Origin of the sequence: Pseudomonas sp. SWRI77, assembly GCF_014269105.1 — a bacterium.
Lineage (GTDB): Bacteria > Pseudomonadota > Gammaproteobacteria > Pseudomonadales > Pseudomonadaceae > Aquipseudomonas > Aquipseudomonas capeferrum.
In genome coordinates, this window is record NZ_JABWRV010000006.1 from 44,327 (window position 1) to 61,063 (window position 16,737).

At 62.5% G+C, this 16,737-nt stretch carries 16 protein-coding genes; 4 read left to right on the plus strand and 12 right to left on the minus strand.

Translation table 11 applies throughout. The features are described 5' to 3' along the window. Window positions 1–2: 2 nt before the first annotated feature. Both HU766_RS08255 and HU766_RS08260 read right to left on the minus strand, forming a co-directional pair. A complete protein-coding gene (locus tag HU766_RS08255) occupies window positions 3–587 on the minus strand; it encodes a hypothetical protein (RefSeq protein ID WP_186655364.1) in 585 nt (194 codons plus the stop codon). Then, complete coding sequence (locus tag HU766_RS08260; protein ID WP_186655367.1) at window positions 553–1,296, minus strand: SURF1 family protein; 744 nt, start codon at window positions 1,294–1,296, stop codon at window positions 553–555. The genes HU766_RS08255 and HU766_RS08260 overlap by 35 nt, the downstream gene beginning before the upstream one ends. 52 nt (window positions 1,297–1,348) lie before the next feature. On the opposite strand from HU766_RS08260, the gene HU766_RS08265 reads away from it, so the two are divergent. Beyond that, the gene (locus HU766_RS08265; protein ID WP_186655369.1) at window positions 1,349–1,552 is read left to right on the plus strand and encodes a twin transmembrane helix small protein; all 204 of its coding nucleotides are present in this window, start codon (window positions 1,349–1,351) and stop codon (window positions 1,550–1,552) included. A gap of 154 nt (window positions 1,553–1,706) precedes the next feature. Here the strand turns inward: HU766_RS08265 and HU766_RS08270 are convergent, their stop codons facing one another. From HU766_RS08270 to coxB, 4 genes are read right to left on the minus strand one after another with little or no spacing between them, the layout of a single operon-like run. Then, window positions 1,707–2,594 (minus strand): cytochrome c oxidase subunit 3, encoded by an 888-nt coding sequence (locus HU766_RS08270; protein ID WP_186655373.1) that lies wholly within the window; start codon window positions 2,592–2,594, stop codon window positions 1,707–1,709. Between the two features lie 16 nt (window positions 2,595–2,610). Beyond that, a complete protein-coding gene (locus HU766_RS08275; protein ID WP_033702511.1) occupies window positions 2,611–3,177 on the minus strand; it encodes a cytochrome c oxidase assembly protein in 567 nt (188 codons plus the stop codon). Window positions 3,178–3,187: 10 nt separating this feature from the next. Beyond that, complete coding sequence (gene ctaD / locus HU766_RS08280; RefSeq protein WP_186655376.1) at window positions 3,188–4,777, minus strand: cytochrome c oxidase subunit I; 1,590 nt, start codon at window positions 4,775–4,777, stop codon at window positions 3,188–3,190. Between the two features lie 43 nt (window positions 4,778–4,820). Continuing rightward, window positions 4,821–5,948 (minus strand): cytochrome c oxidase subunit II, encoded by a 1,128-nt coding sequence (gene coxB / locus HU766_RS08285; protein WP_047582429.1) that lies wholly within the window; start codon window positions 5,946–5,948, stop codon window positions 4,821–4,823. 368 nt (window positions 5,949–6,316) lie between these two features. Here coxB and HU766_RS08290 point away from each other — a divergent pair, with 368 nt between their 5' ends. After that, window positions 6,317–6,958 carry a hypothetical protein gene (locus HU766_RS08290; RefSeq protein WP_033702508.1) on the plus strand — a complete coding sequence of 214 codons (642 nt, stop codon included), beginning with the start codon at window positions 6,317–6,319 and terminating at the stop codon, window positions 6,956–6,958. 84 nt (window positions 6,959–7,042) lie between these two features. Here the strand turns inward: HU766_RS08290 and HU766_RS08295 are convergent, their stop codons facing one another. From HU766_RS08295 to prlC, 6 genes are all read right to left on the minus strand, one after another. Next, entirely contained in the window at window positions 7,043–8,575 is a 1,533-nt protein-coding gene (locus HU766_RS08295) for a SulP family inorganic anion transporter (protein ID WP_033702507.1), read from the minus strand. 190 nt (window positions 8,576–8,765) lie between these two features. Further along, window positions 8,766–9,485, minus strand: a complete 720-nt coding sequence (locus HU766_RS08300) for a carbonic anhydrase (RefSeq protein WP_033702506.1) — start codon at window positions 9,483–9,485, stop codon at window positions 8,766–8,768. 310 nt (window positions 9,486–9,795) lie between these two features. Further along, window positions 9,796–10,854, minus strand: a complete 1,059-nt coding sequence (locus HU766_RS08305) for a PA0069 family radical SAM protein (RefSeq protein ID WP_186655379.1) — start codon at window positions 10,852–10,854, stop codon at window positions 9,796–9,798. A 76-nt stretch (window positions 10,855–10,930) separates the two neighbouring features. Beyond that, a complete protein-coding gene (locus tag HU766_RS08310; protein WP_186655383.1) occupies window positions 10,931–12,937 on the minus strand; it encodes a M3 family metallopeptidase in 2,007 nt (668 codons plus the stop codon). 132 nt (window positions 12,938–13,069) lie between these two features. Beyond that, window positions 13,070–13,351, minus strand: coding sequence for a YheV family putative zinc ribbon protein (locus HU766_RS08315; RefSeq protein ID WP_186655386.1), 282 nt, complete (start codon window positions 13,349–13,351; stop codon window positions 13,070–13,072). Next, window positions 13,348–15,399 (minus strand): oligopeptidase A, encoded by a 2,052-nt coding sequence (gene prlC, locus HU766_RS08320; protein WP_346656659.1) that lies wholly within the window; start codon window positions 15,397–15,399, stop codon window positions 13,348–13,350. Before prlC ends, HU766_RS08315 begins: the two co-directional genes overlap by 4 nt. Window positions 15,400–15,501: 102 nt before the next feature. Between prlC and HU766_RS08325 the strand changes: the two genes are divergently transcribed. Both HU766_RS08325 and HU766_RS08330 read left to right on the plus strand, forming a co-directional pair. After that, window positions 15,502–16,050, plus strand: coding sequence for a gamma carbonic anhydrase family protein (locus HU766_RS08325; protein WP_033702489.1), 549 nt, complete (start codon window positions 15,502–15,504; stop codon window positions 16,048–16,050). Between the two features lie 19 nt (window positions 16,051–16,069). Further along, entirely contained in the window at window positions 16,070–16,720 is a 651-nt protein-coding gene (locus HU766_RS08330; RefSeq protein WP_033702488.1) for an HAD family hydrolase, read from the plus strand. Window positions 16,721–16,737 lie beyond the last annotated feature (17 nt).

The following is a 16,737-nucleotide window of genomic DNA, read 5'->3' on the forward strand; positions in this document are numbered from 1 at the left end:
TCCTAGCCGATGTTGGAGAGCTTGAGTAGGTGGCGCAGGTCGTCCAGCACGTGCTTGCCGTTGGCCTTGCTGTCGTAACGCAGCACCAGGTTGCCGTGGGGGTCGACGATCCACAGTTGCGGGCCAGGCTTGCCTACCTTCTGCAGGTAGTGCGGAGCATCCAGTGGGTAGCGTTGCAGCTGCGGGTACTCGCGACCAAGCAGTGCCTGGTAGTCGGCGGTCAGCGGCTGGGCGGTTGCCAGCGCATGGCTTGCGCGGCTGGCATCGCGGCCCAGGCCGACCTGGATTTGCCGGGCCAGGTACACCAGGCGCTGGCAGTCCTCGGTACAGGCTTCGGGCGCACTGACCAGCAACTGCCAACGCTCGTCCTGGCCTGCCACGCCGATATCCGTGCGGCTTTCACCATTGCCGATCATCGCGCCGTGATAGCTGCGGCCTTCCGGCACCCAGAACTTGAGCTTGTACATGCTGGTGGCCAGGATCATCGGGCCGAGCACAACCAGCAGTATCAGGACCAGCTGCAAACGCCCGCGGGCTCTGGGCTTGCGGCGCTCAGGCACTTCCAGTGGGCTGGTGGTGGCGGCCATGGTGGTTCTCCTTCTTGTTGTTGTGCCAGCCAAAGTAGAGGTAAAGCAGCACCAGCGCGGCGGCCAGGGCAAACCATTGCACGGCGTAGCCCAGGTGCTTTTCCGGGCCCATCGCGACCACTGGCCAGTCCAGGCGATAGGCGGCCGGGCCGGGTTGCAGGCGCAGTTCATGGGCGAAGCCTTCACGGCTCAGCTGCTGCCACAGCTGCGCGGCATCGATGGCGGTCAGCAGGTGCGGCCATTGGCCCCCAACCGGGTCGGGGTGCAGTTGGAAGGTGCTGCCGGGCGCCACATAGACCGAAGCCTCCAGCGCCAACGCCTGCGCCGGGGTCTCGAAGTGCACCGGCACGCGGCGGTCCGGCCAGGCTAACCAGCCACGATTGACCAACAGCCACAGCCCGCTGGGCTGGTCATGGAAGGGCTGCAGCAGTTCGACACCGGCCTGGCCGTCGCGCATGCGGTTGTCCAGCAGCAGGCTGTGTTCGGCATCGAAACGGCCGTACAGGTGCACGCGGCGAAAAGCGCTATCGTCGCGTTGCTGCAGCTGGGCAGTAGAGAGGGGCGCATCAATGCTGCGCTCGGCATAGGTCGCCAGCAGCGCGCGCTTTTGCTCGGCGCGGCCCAGTTGCCAGCAGCCAAGCGCGATCAAGCCCGGCAGCAGCGCGAGCACCACCAAGGTCGGTAGCCAACCTGGGCGAAACGGCCTCACGGGCGCCTCGCTATACTTATCCACATCACTGCATCCCCCCCGGAGAAGCGCCATGCTCAAGGCCGCAATTGTCCTGATGCTGTTGGCCACGGTTGCCAGCCTGTTCAGTGGCCTGGTGTTTCTGGTCAAGGACGATGAAAACTCGACGCGCTTACTGAAAGCGCTGACCGTACGCGTGACCCTGGCCGCCTTGACCCTCGGGCTGGTGGCTTACGGCTTGATCAGTGGCCAGCTGGTCTCTCACGCGCCCTTCTGAATCACCCCCCTGCTTTTTGTAGGAGCGGCCTTGCGTCGCGAAAGGGGCGCGAAGCGGCCCCAGGTTTTGTGTGGTGACATAAATCGCCGGGGCCGCTTCGCTGCCCTTTCGCGACGCAAGGCCGCTCCTACACAAAGCAGTTGCAGGCCAGGTTTCAAAGCACGTACACAAAGATGAACAGCCCAACCCACACCACATCGACGAAGTGCCAGTACCAGCTGGCCGCTTCGAAGCCGAAGTGCTTGTCGGCATTGAAATGCCCGCGCAGGATGCGCACGAACATGACGATCAGAATGATCGTGCCCAAGGTCACGTGGGCACCATGGAAGCCGGTAAGCATGAAGAAGGTCGCGCCGTAGATCCCCGACCCCAGCGTCAGCCCCAGCTCGGTATAGGCCTCGTGGTACTCGAAGGCCTGCAGGGCGATGAAGCTCAGGCCCAGCACGATGGTCAGCGCCATCCACAGCTTCAGCGGCCCACGGTGGTCACGCCGCAGGGCGTGGTGGGCAATCGTGATGGTCACGCTCGAACTGACCAGCAAAATGGTGTTGATCAGCGGCAGGTGCCAAGGGTCGATGACTTCCTTGGGCGGCGGGAACAGTTTCGGGTCCGGGGTATGCAACAGCGGCCAGGTGAATTCGAAGGTCGGCCACAGCATGTGCGCGACGCCCTTGGCGCCTTCGCCACCGAGCCAAGGCCCGGCCAGCACCCGCACGTAGAACAGCGCACCGAAGAAGGCCAGGAAGAACATCACTTCCGAGAAGATGAACCAGCTCATGCCCCAGCGGAACGAGCGGTCCAGCTGCGCGCTGTACAGCCCGGCGCGGCTCTCTTTCACCACCGCGCCAAACCAGCCGAACAGCATGTAGGCCAGTAACAACGCTCCGACGAAGAAGATCAGCGGCCCATGCGAGTCGGGGTGCCCGGCCTTCATGTCGTTGAACCAGGTACCCAGGCCGAACACCGTGATGAACATGCCGATGGTGGCGATGATCGGCCACTTGCTCTGCGCCGGAACGTAGTAGTGCTCATGACTTGCCATTGCTGTTCTCCTTCCCTTAACGGGCGCCCTGGACGTCCTGGGCCGCAACATGCGCGACCGGCGGGTGGCGAGCGGTGATGTCGAACAAGGTGTAGGCCAGTGTCAGGTGCTTCACGTTGGCCGGCAGGTCGCGGTCAACGATGAAGCGCACCGGCATCTCGATACGTTCGCCGGGCTGCAGCACCTGCTGGGTAAAGCAGAAGCACTCGGTCTTGTGGAAATACGCCGCGGCCTCGGCCGGGGTGATGCTGGGTATCGCCTGGGCGCTCATGGGCCGGTCGGTCGGGTTGCGCGCCACGAAGATCATCTGGTTGACCGCACCGGGGTTCACGTCGATCTGGTCGGCCGTGGAGTAGAAGTCCCAGACCATGTCACTGGCGTTGGTCGACATGAACTGCACCCGCACCGAGCGCGATGGGTCGCTGACCTGGCTGCCCTCGTACTGGCCGCCGGTCTTGCCATTGATGCCGAAGGCCTTGCACATCACGTCATAGATCGGCACCAGGGCGAAACCGAAGGCGAACATCACCACCGTCAGCATCAGCAGGCGCAAGACCAGGCGTTTGAGCGACAGGCCGTTCATGGGCGCTCCTCTACTTCACGTCCGGTGGGGTCTGGAAGGTGTGGTAAGGCGCAGGCGAGGGGACCGACCACTCCAGGCCTTCGGCGCCATCCCAGGGTTTTGCCGGCGCTGGAGCACCGCCACGGATGCACTTGATGACGATGAACAGGAAGAAGATCTGCGTGGCGCCGAACATGAAGGCGCCGATCGAGGAGACCATGTTGAAGTCGGCGAACTGCAGGTTGTAGTCCGGAATGCGCCGCGGCATGCCCGCCAGGCCGACGAAGTGCATGGGGAAGAAGGCCATGTTCATGCCGATGAACGACAGCCAGAAGTGCAGCTTGCCGAGGGTTTCGTCATACATGTGCCCGGTCCATTTCGGCAGCCAGTAGTAGGCCGAGGCGAAGATGCCGAAGATCGCCCCGGGCACCAGCACGTAGTGGAAGTGGGCGACCACGAAGTAAGTGTCGTGGTACTGGAAGTCCGCAGGCGCGATGGCCAGCATCAACCCGGAGAAACCGCCGATGGTGAACAGGATGACGAAGGCGATGGCGAACAGCATCGGCGTTTCGAAGGTCAGCGACCCTTCCCACATGGTGCTGACCCAGTTGAACACCTTCACCCCGGTGGGCACGGCGATGAGCATGGTGGCATACATGAAGAACAGCTCGCCCACCACCGGGATACCGACCACGAACATGTGGTGCGCCCAGACGATGAACGACAGAAAGGCGATCGCCCCGGTGGCATACACCATCGAGGTGTAGCCAAACAGCGGCTTGCGCGAGAACGCCGGGATGATCGAGCTGACCGCGCCGAACGCCGGCAGGATCATGATGTACACCTCGGGGTGGCCGAAGAACCAGAACACGTGCTGGAACAGCACCGGGTCGCCACCGCCGGCGGCGCTGAAAAAGCTGGTGCCGAAGTGGATGTCCATCAGCATCATGGTCACCACGCCGGCCAGTACCGGCATCACCGCAATCAGCAGGAACGCGGTGATCAGCCAGGTCCAGACGAACAGCGGCATTTTCATCAAGGTCATGCCCGGCGCACGCAGGTTGAGGATGGTGGCGATCACGTTGATCGCGCCCATGATCGAACTGATGCCCATCAGGTGGATGGCAAAGATGAAGAAGGTCACGCTGGCCGGGGCATAGGTGGTCGACAGCGGGGCGTAGAACGTCCAGCCGAAGTTGGGCCCGCCGCCGGGGCTGAACAGGGTCGAGACCAGCAGCAGGAAGGCCGCCGGCAGCAACCAGAAGCTGAGGTTGTTCATCCGTGGCAGGGCCATGTCCGGCGCGCCGATCATCAGCGGGATCATCCAGTTGGCCAGGCCGACGAACGCCGGCATCACGGCGCCGAACACCATGATCAGCCCATGCATGGTGGTCATCTGGTTGAAGAACGCAGGCTCGACGATCTGCAGCCCGGGCTGGAACAGCTCGGCGCGGATCACCATGGCGAACGAGCCACCGAGCAGAAACATGATGAAGGCGAACCACAGGTACATCGTGCCGATGTCCTTGTGATTGGTGGTCAGCACCCAGCGCATCAGGCCCTTGGCCGGGCCGTGGGCGTGCTCATGGCCGTGGCCGTGGTCGTCGATCACTGCACTCATGTCCTGTCTCCTGCAATCCATTGATTGCCGCGAGTAACCCGGTTCATTGCGCTTCTGCCTGCTTGAGCGCCAGCACATCCTTCGGCGTGACCATGTCGCCCTTGTTGTTGCCCCAGGCGTTGCGCTCGTAGGTGACCACGGCGGCGATATCCACTTCCGAGAGCTGCTTGCCGAACGCGGCCATGGCCGTGCCGGGCTTGCCGTGGAAGACGATGCCGAGGTGGTCTTCCTTCGGCCCGGTAGCGATTTTCGAGCCCTTGAGTGCAGGGAACATCGGCGGCAGGCCCTGGCCTTCGGCCTGGTGACAGGCCACGCAGGTGGTGTGGTAGACCTTGTCGCCACGCTCGACCAGCTCTTCGAGGGTCCACTCCTTGCTGGTCAGCTCCTTGAGCTTGGCGGCCTCGGCCTTGCGCTCGCCGAGCCAGGTGTCGTAGTCGGCCTTGGACTTGACCTCGACCACCACCGGCATGAAGCCGTGGTCCTTGCCACACAGCTCGGTGCACTGGCCGCGGTAGATGCCGGGTTTCTCGATACGCGTCCAGGCCTCGTTGACGAAGCCGGGGATGGCATCACGCTTGACCGCGAAGGCCGGCACCCACCAGGAATGGATCACGTCGGCGGCGGTCACCAGAAAGCGCACTTTCGCACCCACCGGCAGCACCAGCGGCTGGTCGACTTCGAGCAGGTAGTGCTCGTCCTTGGGGGCCTTGTTATGGATCTGGTCGGCGGGGGTGGCCAGGTTGCTGAAAAACTCCACGTCCTGGCCCAGGTATTTGTAGTGCCACTTCCACTGGTAGCCGGTGACCTGTATGTCGATGTCCGATTCACTGGCGTCGTAGATGTCGATGAGGGTCTTGGTGGCGGGGATGGCCATGGCCACCAGAATCAGGAACGGCACCACGGTCCACATGATTTCGACCCAGGTGTGCTCGTGAAAATGCGCAGCTTGCTGGCCGGTCGAACGGCGGTGCACGACCATGGACCAGAACATCGCGCCAAACACCACGATGCCGATGATCACGCAGATCCAGAAAATGGTCATGTGCAGGTCGAAGACGGCGTTGGAGACTTCCGTCGCCCCTGGCGCCATGTTCACGGTCCAGGCGGCGTTGGCCTGACCGAAAACTGTCCACAACAGGAGGCCCATCCAGACAGGTGGATGTCGCATCATTGCGGGTTCCCCTTCTAATTCTTGTTGTCCCGGAGGCGTGGCCTGCGGCAAGAGGGAACGGCGGTCAAGACTGCCTGGCTTCGACGACCGAGCCCCTGCAAAAGCAGTCGGGCCTCATCAACGAATCACGTTCAACGGGAGTATAGACAGCGACCAATGGCACGCAATGACACCAGTGAAATGAACTTCATGAATTTGCCGAATGCCTTGAAAGCCGCGTGCTTGATAGGATGTGGCCCAATAATGGCATTCCGATATGCCACAGCGTGCACACGTTTGCGCGGGTTATAACAAATGCGTCTTAGGTATTCTGTATACCGAGCTAATTTAGTGTCTTCCGTTTGAAACGTAATGTCCCTGGAGTTGTCATGAACATCGCTGCTGTACGCGAGCAGATTAGCCAAGCCCATCAACACGAGCGCCAGACCAACCAACTGAAAGCGCGACTCGAGCAACAACTGCCGCATTTGCACCCTTCGATCCACCTGCCTGAGCAGGACGCCCAGGGTACTTTGGCGCGGTTCGTCAGCGCCTACATCGACCAGGTGCCAGAGCTGCTGGAGGCTGCCCACGAGGTGGCCCGTGAAGCAGGCATCGAATCGCAGATCAAGCCGGTGCTGAAAATTGCCGAGGCTTATTTCATGCAGCCGCCCAGCGTGATGCAAGGGCACGTGGGCCTGGACTGCCTGCTGGATGAGGCGTACCTGGCGCATCGCCTGGTGGAAGAGGTCAACGACCTGTATATCCAGCACTTCAAGCAGCCGCTGATTCCGTTCGATACCACCATGGCCAACCTGATTGCCCATCAGCTGATCGGCGAGACGTTCGCCAACCAGCTCGATGAAGTGGTGCACCATTCGGTTGACGAAATGCTCAATGAAGCGAGCTTTGCCAAGGAATCGGTAGAGGCCTATCGCGATACCTTGTGCAGCGCCGAGACGGGCGCTGCCTGGAAGCGTTGGCCATGCCTTTCGCGCCAGCTGGGTGTGGAGCTGGGCCAGCCGGCCTGAATCCAGCATTGATGCAGTCTGATCTGGCCTCATCGCGGGGCAAGCCCGCGAAGAGGCCCGCTCAGGCAACACAACAGCTGAATACTAAGCGCCCACCCCCGCCGTTGTCCGCAAGCGCCCCTCGATGCGCCGCTTCAACCGCCGCTGCTCGATCAGCAACCGCGAGCCATTGGCTGCATTGCTGCGGCTCCAGTCCTCAAGCAGTTCCAGGCACGAGTGGTCGATGTAGCTGAGGTTGCCCAACGGCACATGCAAGGTGGTCCCCGCCGGCACCGTATCCAGCACCTGGGTCAATGCCGGCACCTTGAGGAAGGTTGCTGCGCCACTCAGGCGCAATTCCATGTGCCCAGGCTTGGCCAGGCTCACCAGGTTGATCTTCAGCCGCGCCGCCTTGAACGCCAGCTTCAGCAGGGTCAAGGCAAAGCCCAGCAGCACGCCGGTCAGCAGGTCGGTGAAAATGATCGCCAAGGCGGTCGCTGCATAGGTGAACATCGGCATCCGGCCGTACCTGCCCAACCCACGAAACGCCTTGAAGTCCACCAGCTTGACGCCGGTAAACACCAGCACGCCCGCCAGGCTGGCCACCGGGATCTGCTGCAGCACGCTGCTCAACACCACGACGAACGCCAACAGCCACAGGCCGTGGAAGATCGCCGAGGCACGGGTTTGTGCGCCGGCCTGGACATTCGCCGAACTGCGCACGATCACCCCGGTCATCGGCAAGGCGCCCAGCACACCGCAGAGCATGTTGCCGATGCCCTGGGCCGACAGCTCACGGTCGAAGTCCGAGCGCTGGCCGCTGTGCATGCGGTCAACCGCGGCAGCCGACAGCAAGGTCTCGGCACTGGCGATGAAGGCCAGGGCGAATGCAGCTACCAGCAGGGTAGGGTCGGCCAGTTTCATCAGGTCATCCAGGCGGATCCAGTCGATGGCCTCGGAAAGGTCTGCCGGTACCTGCACCCGATTCACCGGCAGGGCCAGCCACATGCTGATGGCCGTCATTGCCGCCACGCCCAGCAAGGCACCGGGGATAAAGCGCAGCTTCTGTGGCCGCAAGCGCTCCCAGCCCCACATCACCGCAATGGTGCCCAGGCCAAGCGCACCGGCTTGCCAGCCCGCGCCTGCGCTTTCCATCGGCAGGGCAGCCGCCAGCGTCGAAGGAAACGCCAACAGGTTCTGCAGGCCCGAAGGCTGCGGCGATGTGTCGAACATCACATGCACCTGCGACAACACGATCAGTACGCCGATACCCGCCAGCATGCCGTACACCACTGCCGGTGCAGTGACGCGGAACCAGCAGCCCAGGCGAAAGCGCCCGGCCAACAACTGCAGCAGCCCGGCCAGCAGCAGGATCGGCCCGAGCATGGCCACGCCGTGCTGGCGCACCAGCTCGAACACCAGCACCGCCAGGCCCGCGGCCGGGCCACTGACCTGCAGCGGCGAACCCGCCAGAAAGCCCACCACCAGCCCGCCGATGATGCCGGTGATCAGGCCTTTGGCGGGCGGCATGCCCGATGCGATGGCGATGCCCATGCACAAGGGCAGGGCAACCAGAAATACCACCACCGACGCTAACAACTCTCGCGGCAAGGCCGCTTTCAACTGTGTAATGTTCACCCTGTTTCTCCATTTTCTGTTGCACGGCCATTCCTCTGGCCGTGGGCACGTTGGCCCCTGAAAGGCGCGCAGGCGCGGGCCGCCAGCGAGCATGCCGGCAGGGCAGTCAGGGATTTCAAGGCAGCCGAAGGCCGCGCCACACCCCAGAGGGTGCAGCCGGCTATCAAGGTTTTGACGGTGTCAGGGTCGCTTAGTAGCGGCCTCTCGGAGTAGCGCAGGGCACCGGCTCGCCTGCCGCCAGGGGCAGGAAGCTGTCGCTGGCAGCATCATAGGCTTCGATCTTGCTGGTCTCGATGTCGTAGACCCAACCGTGGATGTACAGCTCACCGGCCGCCAGGCGCGAGGCAACCGATGGGTGCGTGCGCAGGTGATGCAGCTGGGCGATGACGTTTTCCTTGGTCAGCACCTGCATGGTCTCGTGCTCGCTGCCGCAAGAGCAGTTGTTCTCGACCACGGTGCGTGCCACTTCAGCGTGGCGAAGCCATGCGGAAACGGTCGGCATCTTGGTCAGCGATTGCGGGTTGAGTACCGCCCGCATCGCGCCGCAGTCGGAGTGGCCACAGACAATGATGTGGTGCACGCCCAGGGCCAGTACGGCGTATTCGATGGCGCTGGAAACGCCGCCGTTCATCTGGCCATACGGGGGCACTACGTTACCGACGTTACGGGTCACGAACAGGTCGCCTGGCGAGCTTTGGGTAATCAGCTCGGGGACGATGCGCGAGTCGGCGCAGGTGATGAACATCGCGCGTGGCGTTTGCGCGGTGGCGAGCTTCTTGAACAGCTCTTGCTGCTCGGGGAAGACGTCATGATGAAAGCGCAGGAAGCCGTCGACGATGTGCTTCAGAGCGGCATCGGCGCCCTCGGCGGGTACATCCGGAGCGACCTTGGATGGGTCCTTGACGGGCATGATTCATCCTCTTGGCGGTGTGTAGGTAAATCCATTTTACCGGTGAAAGATTCTGGCTATGCAGGGATTTAGATGACACGCACAGGCCACAAATCACAGTCTTCGTTGACTGATTGCCTACGCTAACGGGGAAAACTTAACTGAAACTTAATTCGGAGGCTCTAGAACAGGCGTTCCAGATAGATAAGGCGGGGTCTGAATAATAGCAAAAAAACATCAGTTGCCTAGTACTATTACTGTGATTATTCACTTGGATTAGTGGCACTGGGGTTGCTCCTGGACACAGCCCATGGACCACGCGCCAACACGGTCAGAACAATGCCAACTGGCCACCAGGCGGGCAGAACCTGGAGCAATCGAGTGCCTGCGCTTCACGCCCTTCGAATGCCAGTTTGCGTGAGGCCTTGGCAAAACGCTGAGCCAGCAGCTCGGCAAAAATGCCCTCGCCACGCATCCGTTTACCAAAGCGGCTGTCATACAGCTCACCGCCGCGGCTCTGGCGAATCAGGCTCAACACATGGGCCGCACGCTGGGGGTAATGGTCCTGCAACCATTGCTCGAACAGCGGCGCCACTTCCAGCGGCAGGCGCAACATCATGTAGGCTGCGCTCTGGGCACCCGCTTCCTTGGCGGCCTCGAGCAAGCGCTCCAGTTCGCTGTCGTTGATCATCGGAATCATCGGCGAACACAAGACCCCCACCGGCACCCCCGCCTCGCGCAGCACCCGGATCGCCCGCAACCGCGCCTTGGGCGAGGCCGCCCGCGGTTCCAGCACCCGCTTCAAGTCGTCATCCAGCGTCGTCAGGCTGATCATCACCCGCGCCAGGCGCTGGCTGGCCATCTCGGCCAACAGGTCCAGATCACGCAGTACCAGCGAACCCTTGGTGACGATGGTCACCGGGTGCCGGAAGCGCAGGAGTACCTCCAGCAAGCGACGGGTCAGCAGGTGATCACGCTCGATGGGCTGGTAGGGGTCGGTATTGGAGCCCAGGTTGATGGGCGCGCAGACGTAACCCGGCTTGCTCAGCTGTTGTTCGAGCACTTCGGCCGCGTTGGTCTTGGCGATCAGCTTGGTTTCGAAATCCAGCCCTGGGGAAAGGTCCCAATACGCGTGTGAGGGGCGTGCGTAGCAGTAGATGCAGCCATGCTCGCAGCCCCGATAGGGGTTGATGGAGCGGTCGAATGGCAGATCGGGCGAGGTGTTGCGGCTGATGACCGTCTTTGCCGTCTCGATTCGCACCTCGGTGCCTTGGCTGATCGGCACCTCCTGGTACCAGCCGTCATCCTCCACCACCGAGTGGTTGGGGGCGAAGCGGTTGTGCGGATTGTGCGCCGTACCACGGCCTTTTTGCGGTGTTGGAGGTAACATGGTGCGCCCCTGTACTGTGTTTATATACAGTACAAAGAAGCGGGCATCCATGCCAGCACCTCTGGTCAGTACAGGCTCAAATCAGGCCATGCCAGCGCAGGAAAGGCTCGTGACTCACCGCGCGGCCCAAAAATGCCTGCATACCTTCAAGCAATGGCCGGGAAGCGCCAGGCTCAAGCAACGCCATTTGCAAATCACGCCCCGTTGCCCGGTCTAGCAGGCCGCTGGCTTGAAAACGCGAGAACAGATCGAATGCGAGCACATCAGACCACAGGTAGGCGTAGTAGCCAGCGTCGTAGTAATCCAGCAGGTAATCGAATGCATGGGCCGGATGCTCGTATGCTTCCAGCGGCCAGTACCCGCACTGCGCCCGGGCATCCTCCAGGCGCTGCCGCACGCGCCTGCCGTCATTCGGCGTGGCATGCAAATCCAGATCGAACAGCGCCATCGCCAAGGTCTCGGCAGTGTCCGTGACAGCCCCTTGGCGAAGGCCATCCAGGCAGGCGGCCAACTGCTGCGCGTCCAGCTGGCCAGCCTCTGCGTTCGCAGAAATGCCAGCCAGGTAGCCAGCATCCCACGCCCAGCGCTCGAACAGCTTGCCGAACACCTCGACACCATCGGCGCCAAGCGCGCTGACATTGGAAAGCACCTGATTGTTGGTGCGCACCAGCAGATGGTGCAAGGCATGCCCGAACTCATGGAACAGCTTGCGCAGCGCCATGTGGTCGAGCAAGGGCGGGGTACCATCAATGGTCGAGGGAATATCGCTGAAGACCGCCACGGTGGCCGGGTGGAAACGCCCTTCGGCATCGACCCGACGGTTACGGATGTAACGGGTTTCGACCTGGCCCGGCTGCTTGCCTGGGTATTGCACGACATCCAAGTAAAGGAAGCCAGTCAGTGCATTGTCCAGCCAGACTTCGTACGCCTGGACGCTGGCATGCCATGTCGCCAGTGATTTGCGGACCAAGACCAGGCCAAACAGCCGTTGCGCAAGCGTCAGCAAGGCCTCGATCACGTTGTCCAGGGCAAAGTACGCTCGCAAGCTGTCCATGGAGAGCGCCTGCCCAGCCGGGTTTTCGAGCCGATGCAGGTAGCGCCTGTCCCATGGCTGCGCCGTGTCCAGGCCGTGCTTGTCAGCAAGCGCTTGCACGTGCACGCGGTGCTTTTCCATGACCGGTTTGACGCGCGCTGCCAGGCCGTGCAGAAAGCGCAGAACCTGGGCAAGGCCGCCGGCACTTTTCGAGTGCAGGCTTAGTGACGGGTAGTCGGCATAGCCCAGCAGATGTGCCTTCTGTTCACGCGCCTGGGCCAACTGCAGCAAGAGCTGACCATTGTCATGCTGCACCTCGGCGCTGACCCCACGGCTGTGCTGGTGGCGGTAGATCTGCTCCCGAAGGCTACGGTTCGCGGCATGTTCAAGGACCGTGTTGGTCACGTATTGGTCTGCGGGTATCAACCAGCCGGCTTGCCCAACCTGCAGCGCTTGGGCTTGCAGCTCGCCCAACAACCGTGGAGCAAGGCCTTGCAATTGCCCGGCGTCGAGGATGAGCGTGCCCGGGCGCGCCATGTTCTGGGCAAACCGCCCGGCAAGCTCGCGTACCTGGGCATTGATGGCCGCAAGTTGCATGCGGCCTGGGGCATCGAGCAAGGCACCGTGCAAGGCGAAGTTGTGACGGTACCAGCGCAGGGTCGCTTGCTTGTGCGCGTCCAAATGCTTGCCAATGGCGCTGTTGGCCAGGCGCTCATACAACGCTTGCAAGGTAGGGTCGGCCATCTTCTGCTCGAAGCGCTCAAGCATGGCGCCGTACAACTCTTCAACCAGTTCGACCCATGGCGCACCCTTGTACATCAGCGGTGAAGCCGCATACAGCACCGCCAGCAGTTGTGCATCCAAGCCATCGATCGCCATGACCAGGTCATCCCAGGTCGGCATGGACTGCTGAGCCAGGAGGGCTTGGGCGATACCTTGTTGATGAGCCGATAGCGCGTAGTCGAACGCTGCACGCAGGTTATCCAGCGTCACCGCGTCGTAATCGACAGGTACGTTGCTGGGTTGCAGAAGGGGGTTGCGGGTGTCCATCGCTGTTTACCTTGCTCTGATTGGAGCAAGCGAGCATGCGCCACCAGCGGGCAGGCGCTGGCCTGACTATCTAACACCCAGGGTCGAGCTGAAACCTGCCACCCAGGCCAAGGCCCGGGTGGCAAGACGGCTTCACTCAGCCGGTTTCTTCAATTTGGGGTTGGGGAAGAACTGCACCGTCTGCACCTTGGCCGGCGCCGCCTTGGGCGCCAGGTGGTTGACCCGGGTACCGAGCTCCGACGGTACCGACAGGCCTTGTTCATTCAAGGTATCGGTGAAACCACAGGCCACGCACTCACGGTGCGGTACACCGTCCTCGTTCCACATCATCAACTTGTCCGGCTCGCTGCACGCCGGGCACACGGCCCCGGCGATGAAGCGTTTCTTGGTCTTGTTCACAGCTACCTCACTCATGCCGCTGCGTCCTCGCTCAGCCCGCAATGGCGCAGCAATGCATCGATGGAAGGTTCACGGCCACGGAAGTCGACGAACAGCACCATCGGCTCACGCGACCCGCCTCGGGCCAGGATCGCCTCGCGGAAGGCACGGCCAGTGTCGGCATTGAGCACGCCTTCTTCTTCGAAGCGGGAGAAGGCGTCAGCCGACAATACCTCGGCCCACTTGTAGCTGTAGTAGCCCGCCGCGTAACCGCCCGCGAAAATGTGCGCGAAGCTGTTGGGGAAGCGGTTGTACGCCGGTGGGCGCATGACCGTCACCTCGTCGCGCACGCCTTCGAGCACCTGCAGCACGCTGCGGCCATCGCCATGGGTGGCGTGCAGCTCGAAGTCGAACAGCGAGAACTCCAGCTGGCGCACCATCATCATGCCGGACTGGAAGTTCTTGGCGGCCAGCATCTTGTCCAGCAGGTCCTGGGGCAGGGCAGCGCCGCTTTCGTAATGGCCGGAGATCAGCGCCAGGCCTTCCGGCTCCCAGCACCAGTTTTCCATGAACTGGCTCGGCAGCTCGACTGCATCCCAGGCTACGCCGTTGATGCCAGACACACCCGCGTGTTCGATGCGGGTCAGCAGGTGGTGCAGGCCGTGGCCGAACTCGTGGAACAGGGTGGTGACTTCATCGTGGGTCAACAGCGCAGGCTTGCCTGGCGCGGCCGGGTTGAAGTTGCACACCAGGTTGGCCACCGGGCTCTGCAGCACGCCATCGACGGTACGGCGACGGTCGCGCGCACCGTCCATCCAGGCGCCGCCACGCTTGTTGGCGCGGGCATAGAGGTCGAAGAAGAAACGGCCGACGTGCTGGCCGTGTTCCTTGATTTCGAACAGGCGCACGTCCGGGTGCCAGCTGTCGAAGCCTTTGAGTTCGGCGATTTCGATGCCATACAGGCGCTGGACGATGCTGAACAGGCCAGACAACACCTTGTCGATCGGGAAGTAGGCACGCAGGGTTTCCTGCGACACGCTGTAGCGTTGCTCGCGCAGCTTCTCGCCGAAGTAACCGGCATCCCAGCTGGCCAGTTGCGGGCAGCCCTGCTCGGCGGCATAGGCCTTGAGCTGCTCCAGGTCCTGGGCAGCGAACGGCTTGGAACGCTTGGCCAGGTCACGCAGGAAGCTCAGCACCTGGTCACTGGACTCGGCCATCTTGGTGGCCAGGCTCAACTCGGCGTAGTTCGGGTAGCCCAGCAGTATGGCCAGCTCTTGGCGCAGGTCGAGGATTTCCTGCATCACCGGGCCATTGTCGAACTGGCCGGCATTGGGGCCTTGGTCCGAAGCGCGGGTGCAGTAGGCGGCATACAGCTCTTCGCGCAGGGCGCGATCGGTGGCGTAGGTCATCACCGCGTAGTAGCTGGGGAACTCCAGGGTGATCAGCCAGCCGTCGAGCGCTTTTGCCTGGGCGGCGGCGGCCATCTGCGCCTTGGCCGAGTCGGTCAAGCCGTCCAGCGCGGCTTCGTCGGTGACGTGCTTGGTCCAGGCCTGGGTGGCATCGAGCAGCTGGTTGGAGAAGCGGCTGCCCAGTTCGCTGAGCTTGCTCTGCACTTCGGCGTAGCGCTGCTGCTTGTCGGCAGGCAGGTCGATGCCCGAAAGGCGGAAATCACGCAGGGCATGTTCGAGGATGGTCTTTTGCGCCACATCGAAGCCAGCCGCCTCCGGGCTGTTGGCCAGGGCCTGGTAGGCGTCGAACAGCGCACGGTTCTGGCCCAGTTCGGTAGAGTAGGCGCTCAGCGCCGGCAGGCAAGACTCGTAGGCCTCGCGCAGTTCCTTGCTGTTGCACACGGCATTGAGGTGGCTGACCGGGCTCCAGGCAGCGCCCAGGCGGTCATTGAGTTCGTCCATGGCCAGCACCAGGCCTGCCCAGGAAGGGGTCTTGCCTTGCTGTTCGAGAATCTCGGCAATGGCTTTGCGGTTGTCGGCCAGGATCTCTTCGATGGCCGGCAGCACGTGTTCGGCACGGATCGCCGAGAAGGGCGGCAGATCGTAGGGCTGCAGAAGCGGGTTGTTCGCACTCACGGTTTGGATACCTTGGCAGAAGAAACACTGGACCATCTTAATTACAATCGACGCCGACCGCAGCAGGCAGCCTGCCTATCGGCACAGATGAGAGACCCTATCATGGCCATCCGAAGCTTCCAGCAACACACTCCGAAAGTTGGACCACGGGCCTTCATCGACCGCTCGGCGGTGGTGCTGGGCGATGTGGAGATTGGCGAAGACAGCTCGGTCTGGCCTTTGACTGTAGTACGCGGCGATATGCACCGCATCCGCATCGGCGCCCGCACCAGCGTGCAGGACGGTAGCGTGCTGCACATCACCCATGCCGGCCCTTTCAACCCCGACGGCTTCCCGCTGATCATCGGTGATGAGGTGACCATCGGCCACAAGGTGATGCTGCACGGCTGTACCCTGGGCAATCGCATCCTGGTCGGCATGGGCAGCACAATCATGGATGGCGCCATCGTCGAGGACGAGGTGATCATCGGCGCCGGCAGCCTGGTACCGCCCGGCAAGCGCCTGCTCAGCGGCTTCCTGTATGTTGGCAGCCCGGTGAAACAGGCCCGGCCGCTGACCGACAAGGAGCGCGCGTTCTTCCCCTACAGCGCCGGCAACTACGTCAAGCTCAAGGACCAGCACTTGGCCGAAGGCTACGACCAACCCGAATGACTTGAGTGGAACCGCTTACATGCACCAGCAGAACATCCTCTTCGACCTCGACGGCACCCTGACCGACCCACGGCTGGGCATCACCCGCTCCATCCAGTATGCGTTGGCCAAACTGGGTATCGACGAGCCGGACCTGACCCGCCTCGAACACTTCATCGGCCCGCCCTTGCTGCAGGCGTTCATGCAGTTTTACAGCTTTGACGAAGCCAAGGCGTGGGAGGCGGTGAATTTCTATCGCGAGCGCTTCCGCGTCACCGGCCTTTATGAAAACCAGGTGTTCGAAGGGGTACCGGCGTTGCTCGAAGCCCTCACTGGCCAGGGGCGCACGCTGTATGTGGCAACGTCCAAGCCTTGGGAGTTCGCCCGCGAGATCGCCCGGCATTTCGCCTTCGATCACCACTTCAAGGTGATTTATGGCAGCGAGCTGGATGGCACCCGCACCAACAAGGTCGAGCTGATTCGCCACTTGCTGGACGAAGAAGGGCTGGACCCGGCGCAGACGCTGATGATCGGCGATCGCAAGCATGACCTGATCGGCGCGCGCAGCAATGGGCTGCAGGCGGTGGCGGTGGGGTACGGGTTTGGTAGCGAGGAAGAGTTGAAGGCCGAGACGCCAGCCTTCCATTTCGCCACCCTGGCCGAGATGCATCAGGCCTTCATCAAGGCCTGAAATGGAATGGGGCCGCG

What these genes read in the sequence shown, in the direction of transcription:
- HU766_RS08255 (WP_186655364.1), bottom strand. Translation starts at nt 587, where the DNA reads ATGGCCGCCACCACCAGCCCACTGGAAGTGCCTGAGCGCCGCAAGCCC.
- HU766_RS08265 (WP_186655369.1), top strand. Translation starts at nt 1,349, where the DNA reads ATGCTCAAGGCCGCAATTGTCCTGATGCTGTTGGCCACGGTTGCCAGC.
- HU766_RS08270 (WP_186655373.1), bottom strand. Translation starts at nt 2,594, where the DNA reads ATGGCAAGTCATGAGCACTACTACGTTCCGGCGCAGAGCAAGTGGCCG.
- HU766_RS08275 (WP_033702511.1), bottom strand. Translation starts at nt 3,177, where the DNA reads ATGAACGGCCTGTCGCTCAAACGCCTGGTCTTGCGCCTGCTGATGCTG.
- ctaD (WP_186655376.1), bottom strand. Translation starts at nt 4,777, where the DNA reads ATGAGTGCAGTGATCGACGACCACGGCCACGGCCATGAGCACGCCCAC.
- coxB (WP_047582429.1), bottom strand. Translation starts at nt 5,948, where the DNA reads ATGATGCGACATCCACCTGTCTGGATGGGCCTCCTGTTGTGGACAGTT.
- HU766_RS08290 (WP_033702508.1), top strand. Translation starts at nt 6,317, where the DNA reads ATGAACATCGCTGCTGTACGCGAGCAGATTAGCCAAGCCCATCAACAC.
- HU766_RS08300 (WP_033702506.1), bottom strand. Translation starts at nt 9,485, where the DNA reads ATGCCCGTCAAGGACCCATCCAAGGTCGCTCCGGATGTACCCGCCGAG.
- HU766_RS08305 (WP_186655379.1), bottom strand. Translation starts at nt 10,854, where the DNA reads ATGTTACCTCCAACACCGCAAAAAGGCCGTGGTACGGCGCACAATCCG.
- HU766_RS08310 (WP_186655383.1), bottom strand. Translation starts at nt 12,937, where the DNA reads ATGGACACCCGCAACCCCCTTCTGCAACCCAGCAACGTACCTGTCGAT.
- HU766_RS08315 (WP_186655386.1), bottom strand. Translation starts at nt 13,351, where the DNA reads ATGAGTGAGGTAGCTGTGAACAAGACCAAGAAACGCTTCATCGCCGGG.
- HU766_RS08325 (WP_033702489.1), top strand. Translation starts at nt 15,502, where the DNA reads ATGGCCATCCGAAGCTTCCAGCAACACACTCCGAAAGTTGGACCACGG.
- HU766_RS08330 (WP_033702488.1), top strand. Translation starts at nt 16,070, where the DNA reads ATGCACCAGCAGAACATCCTCTTCGACCTCGACGGCACCCTGACCGAC.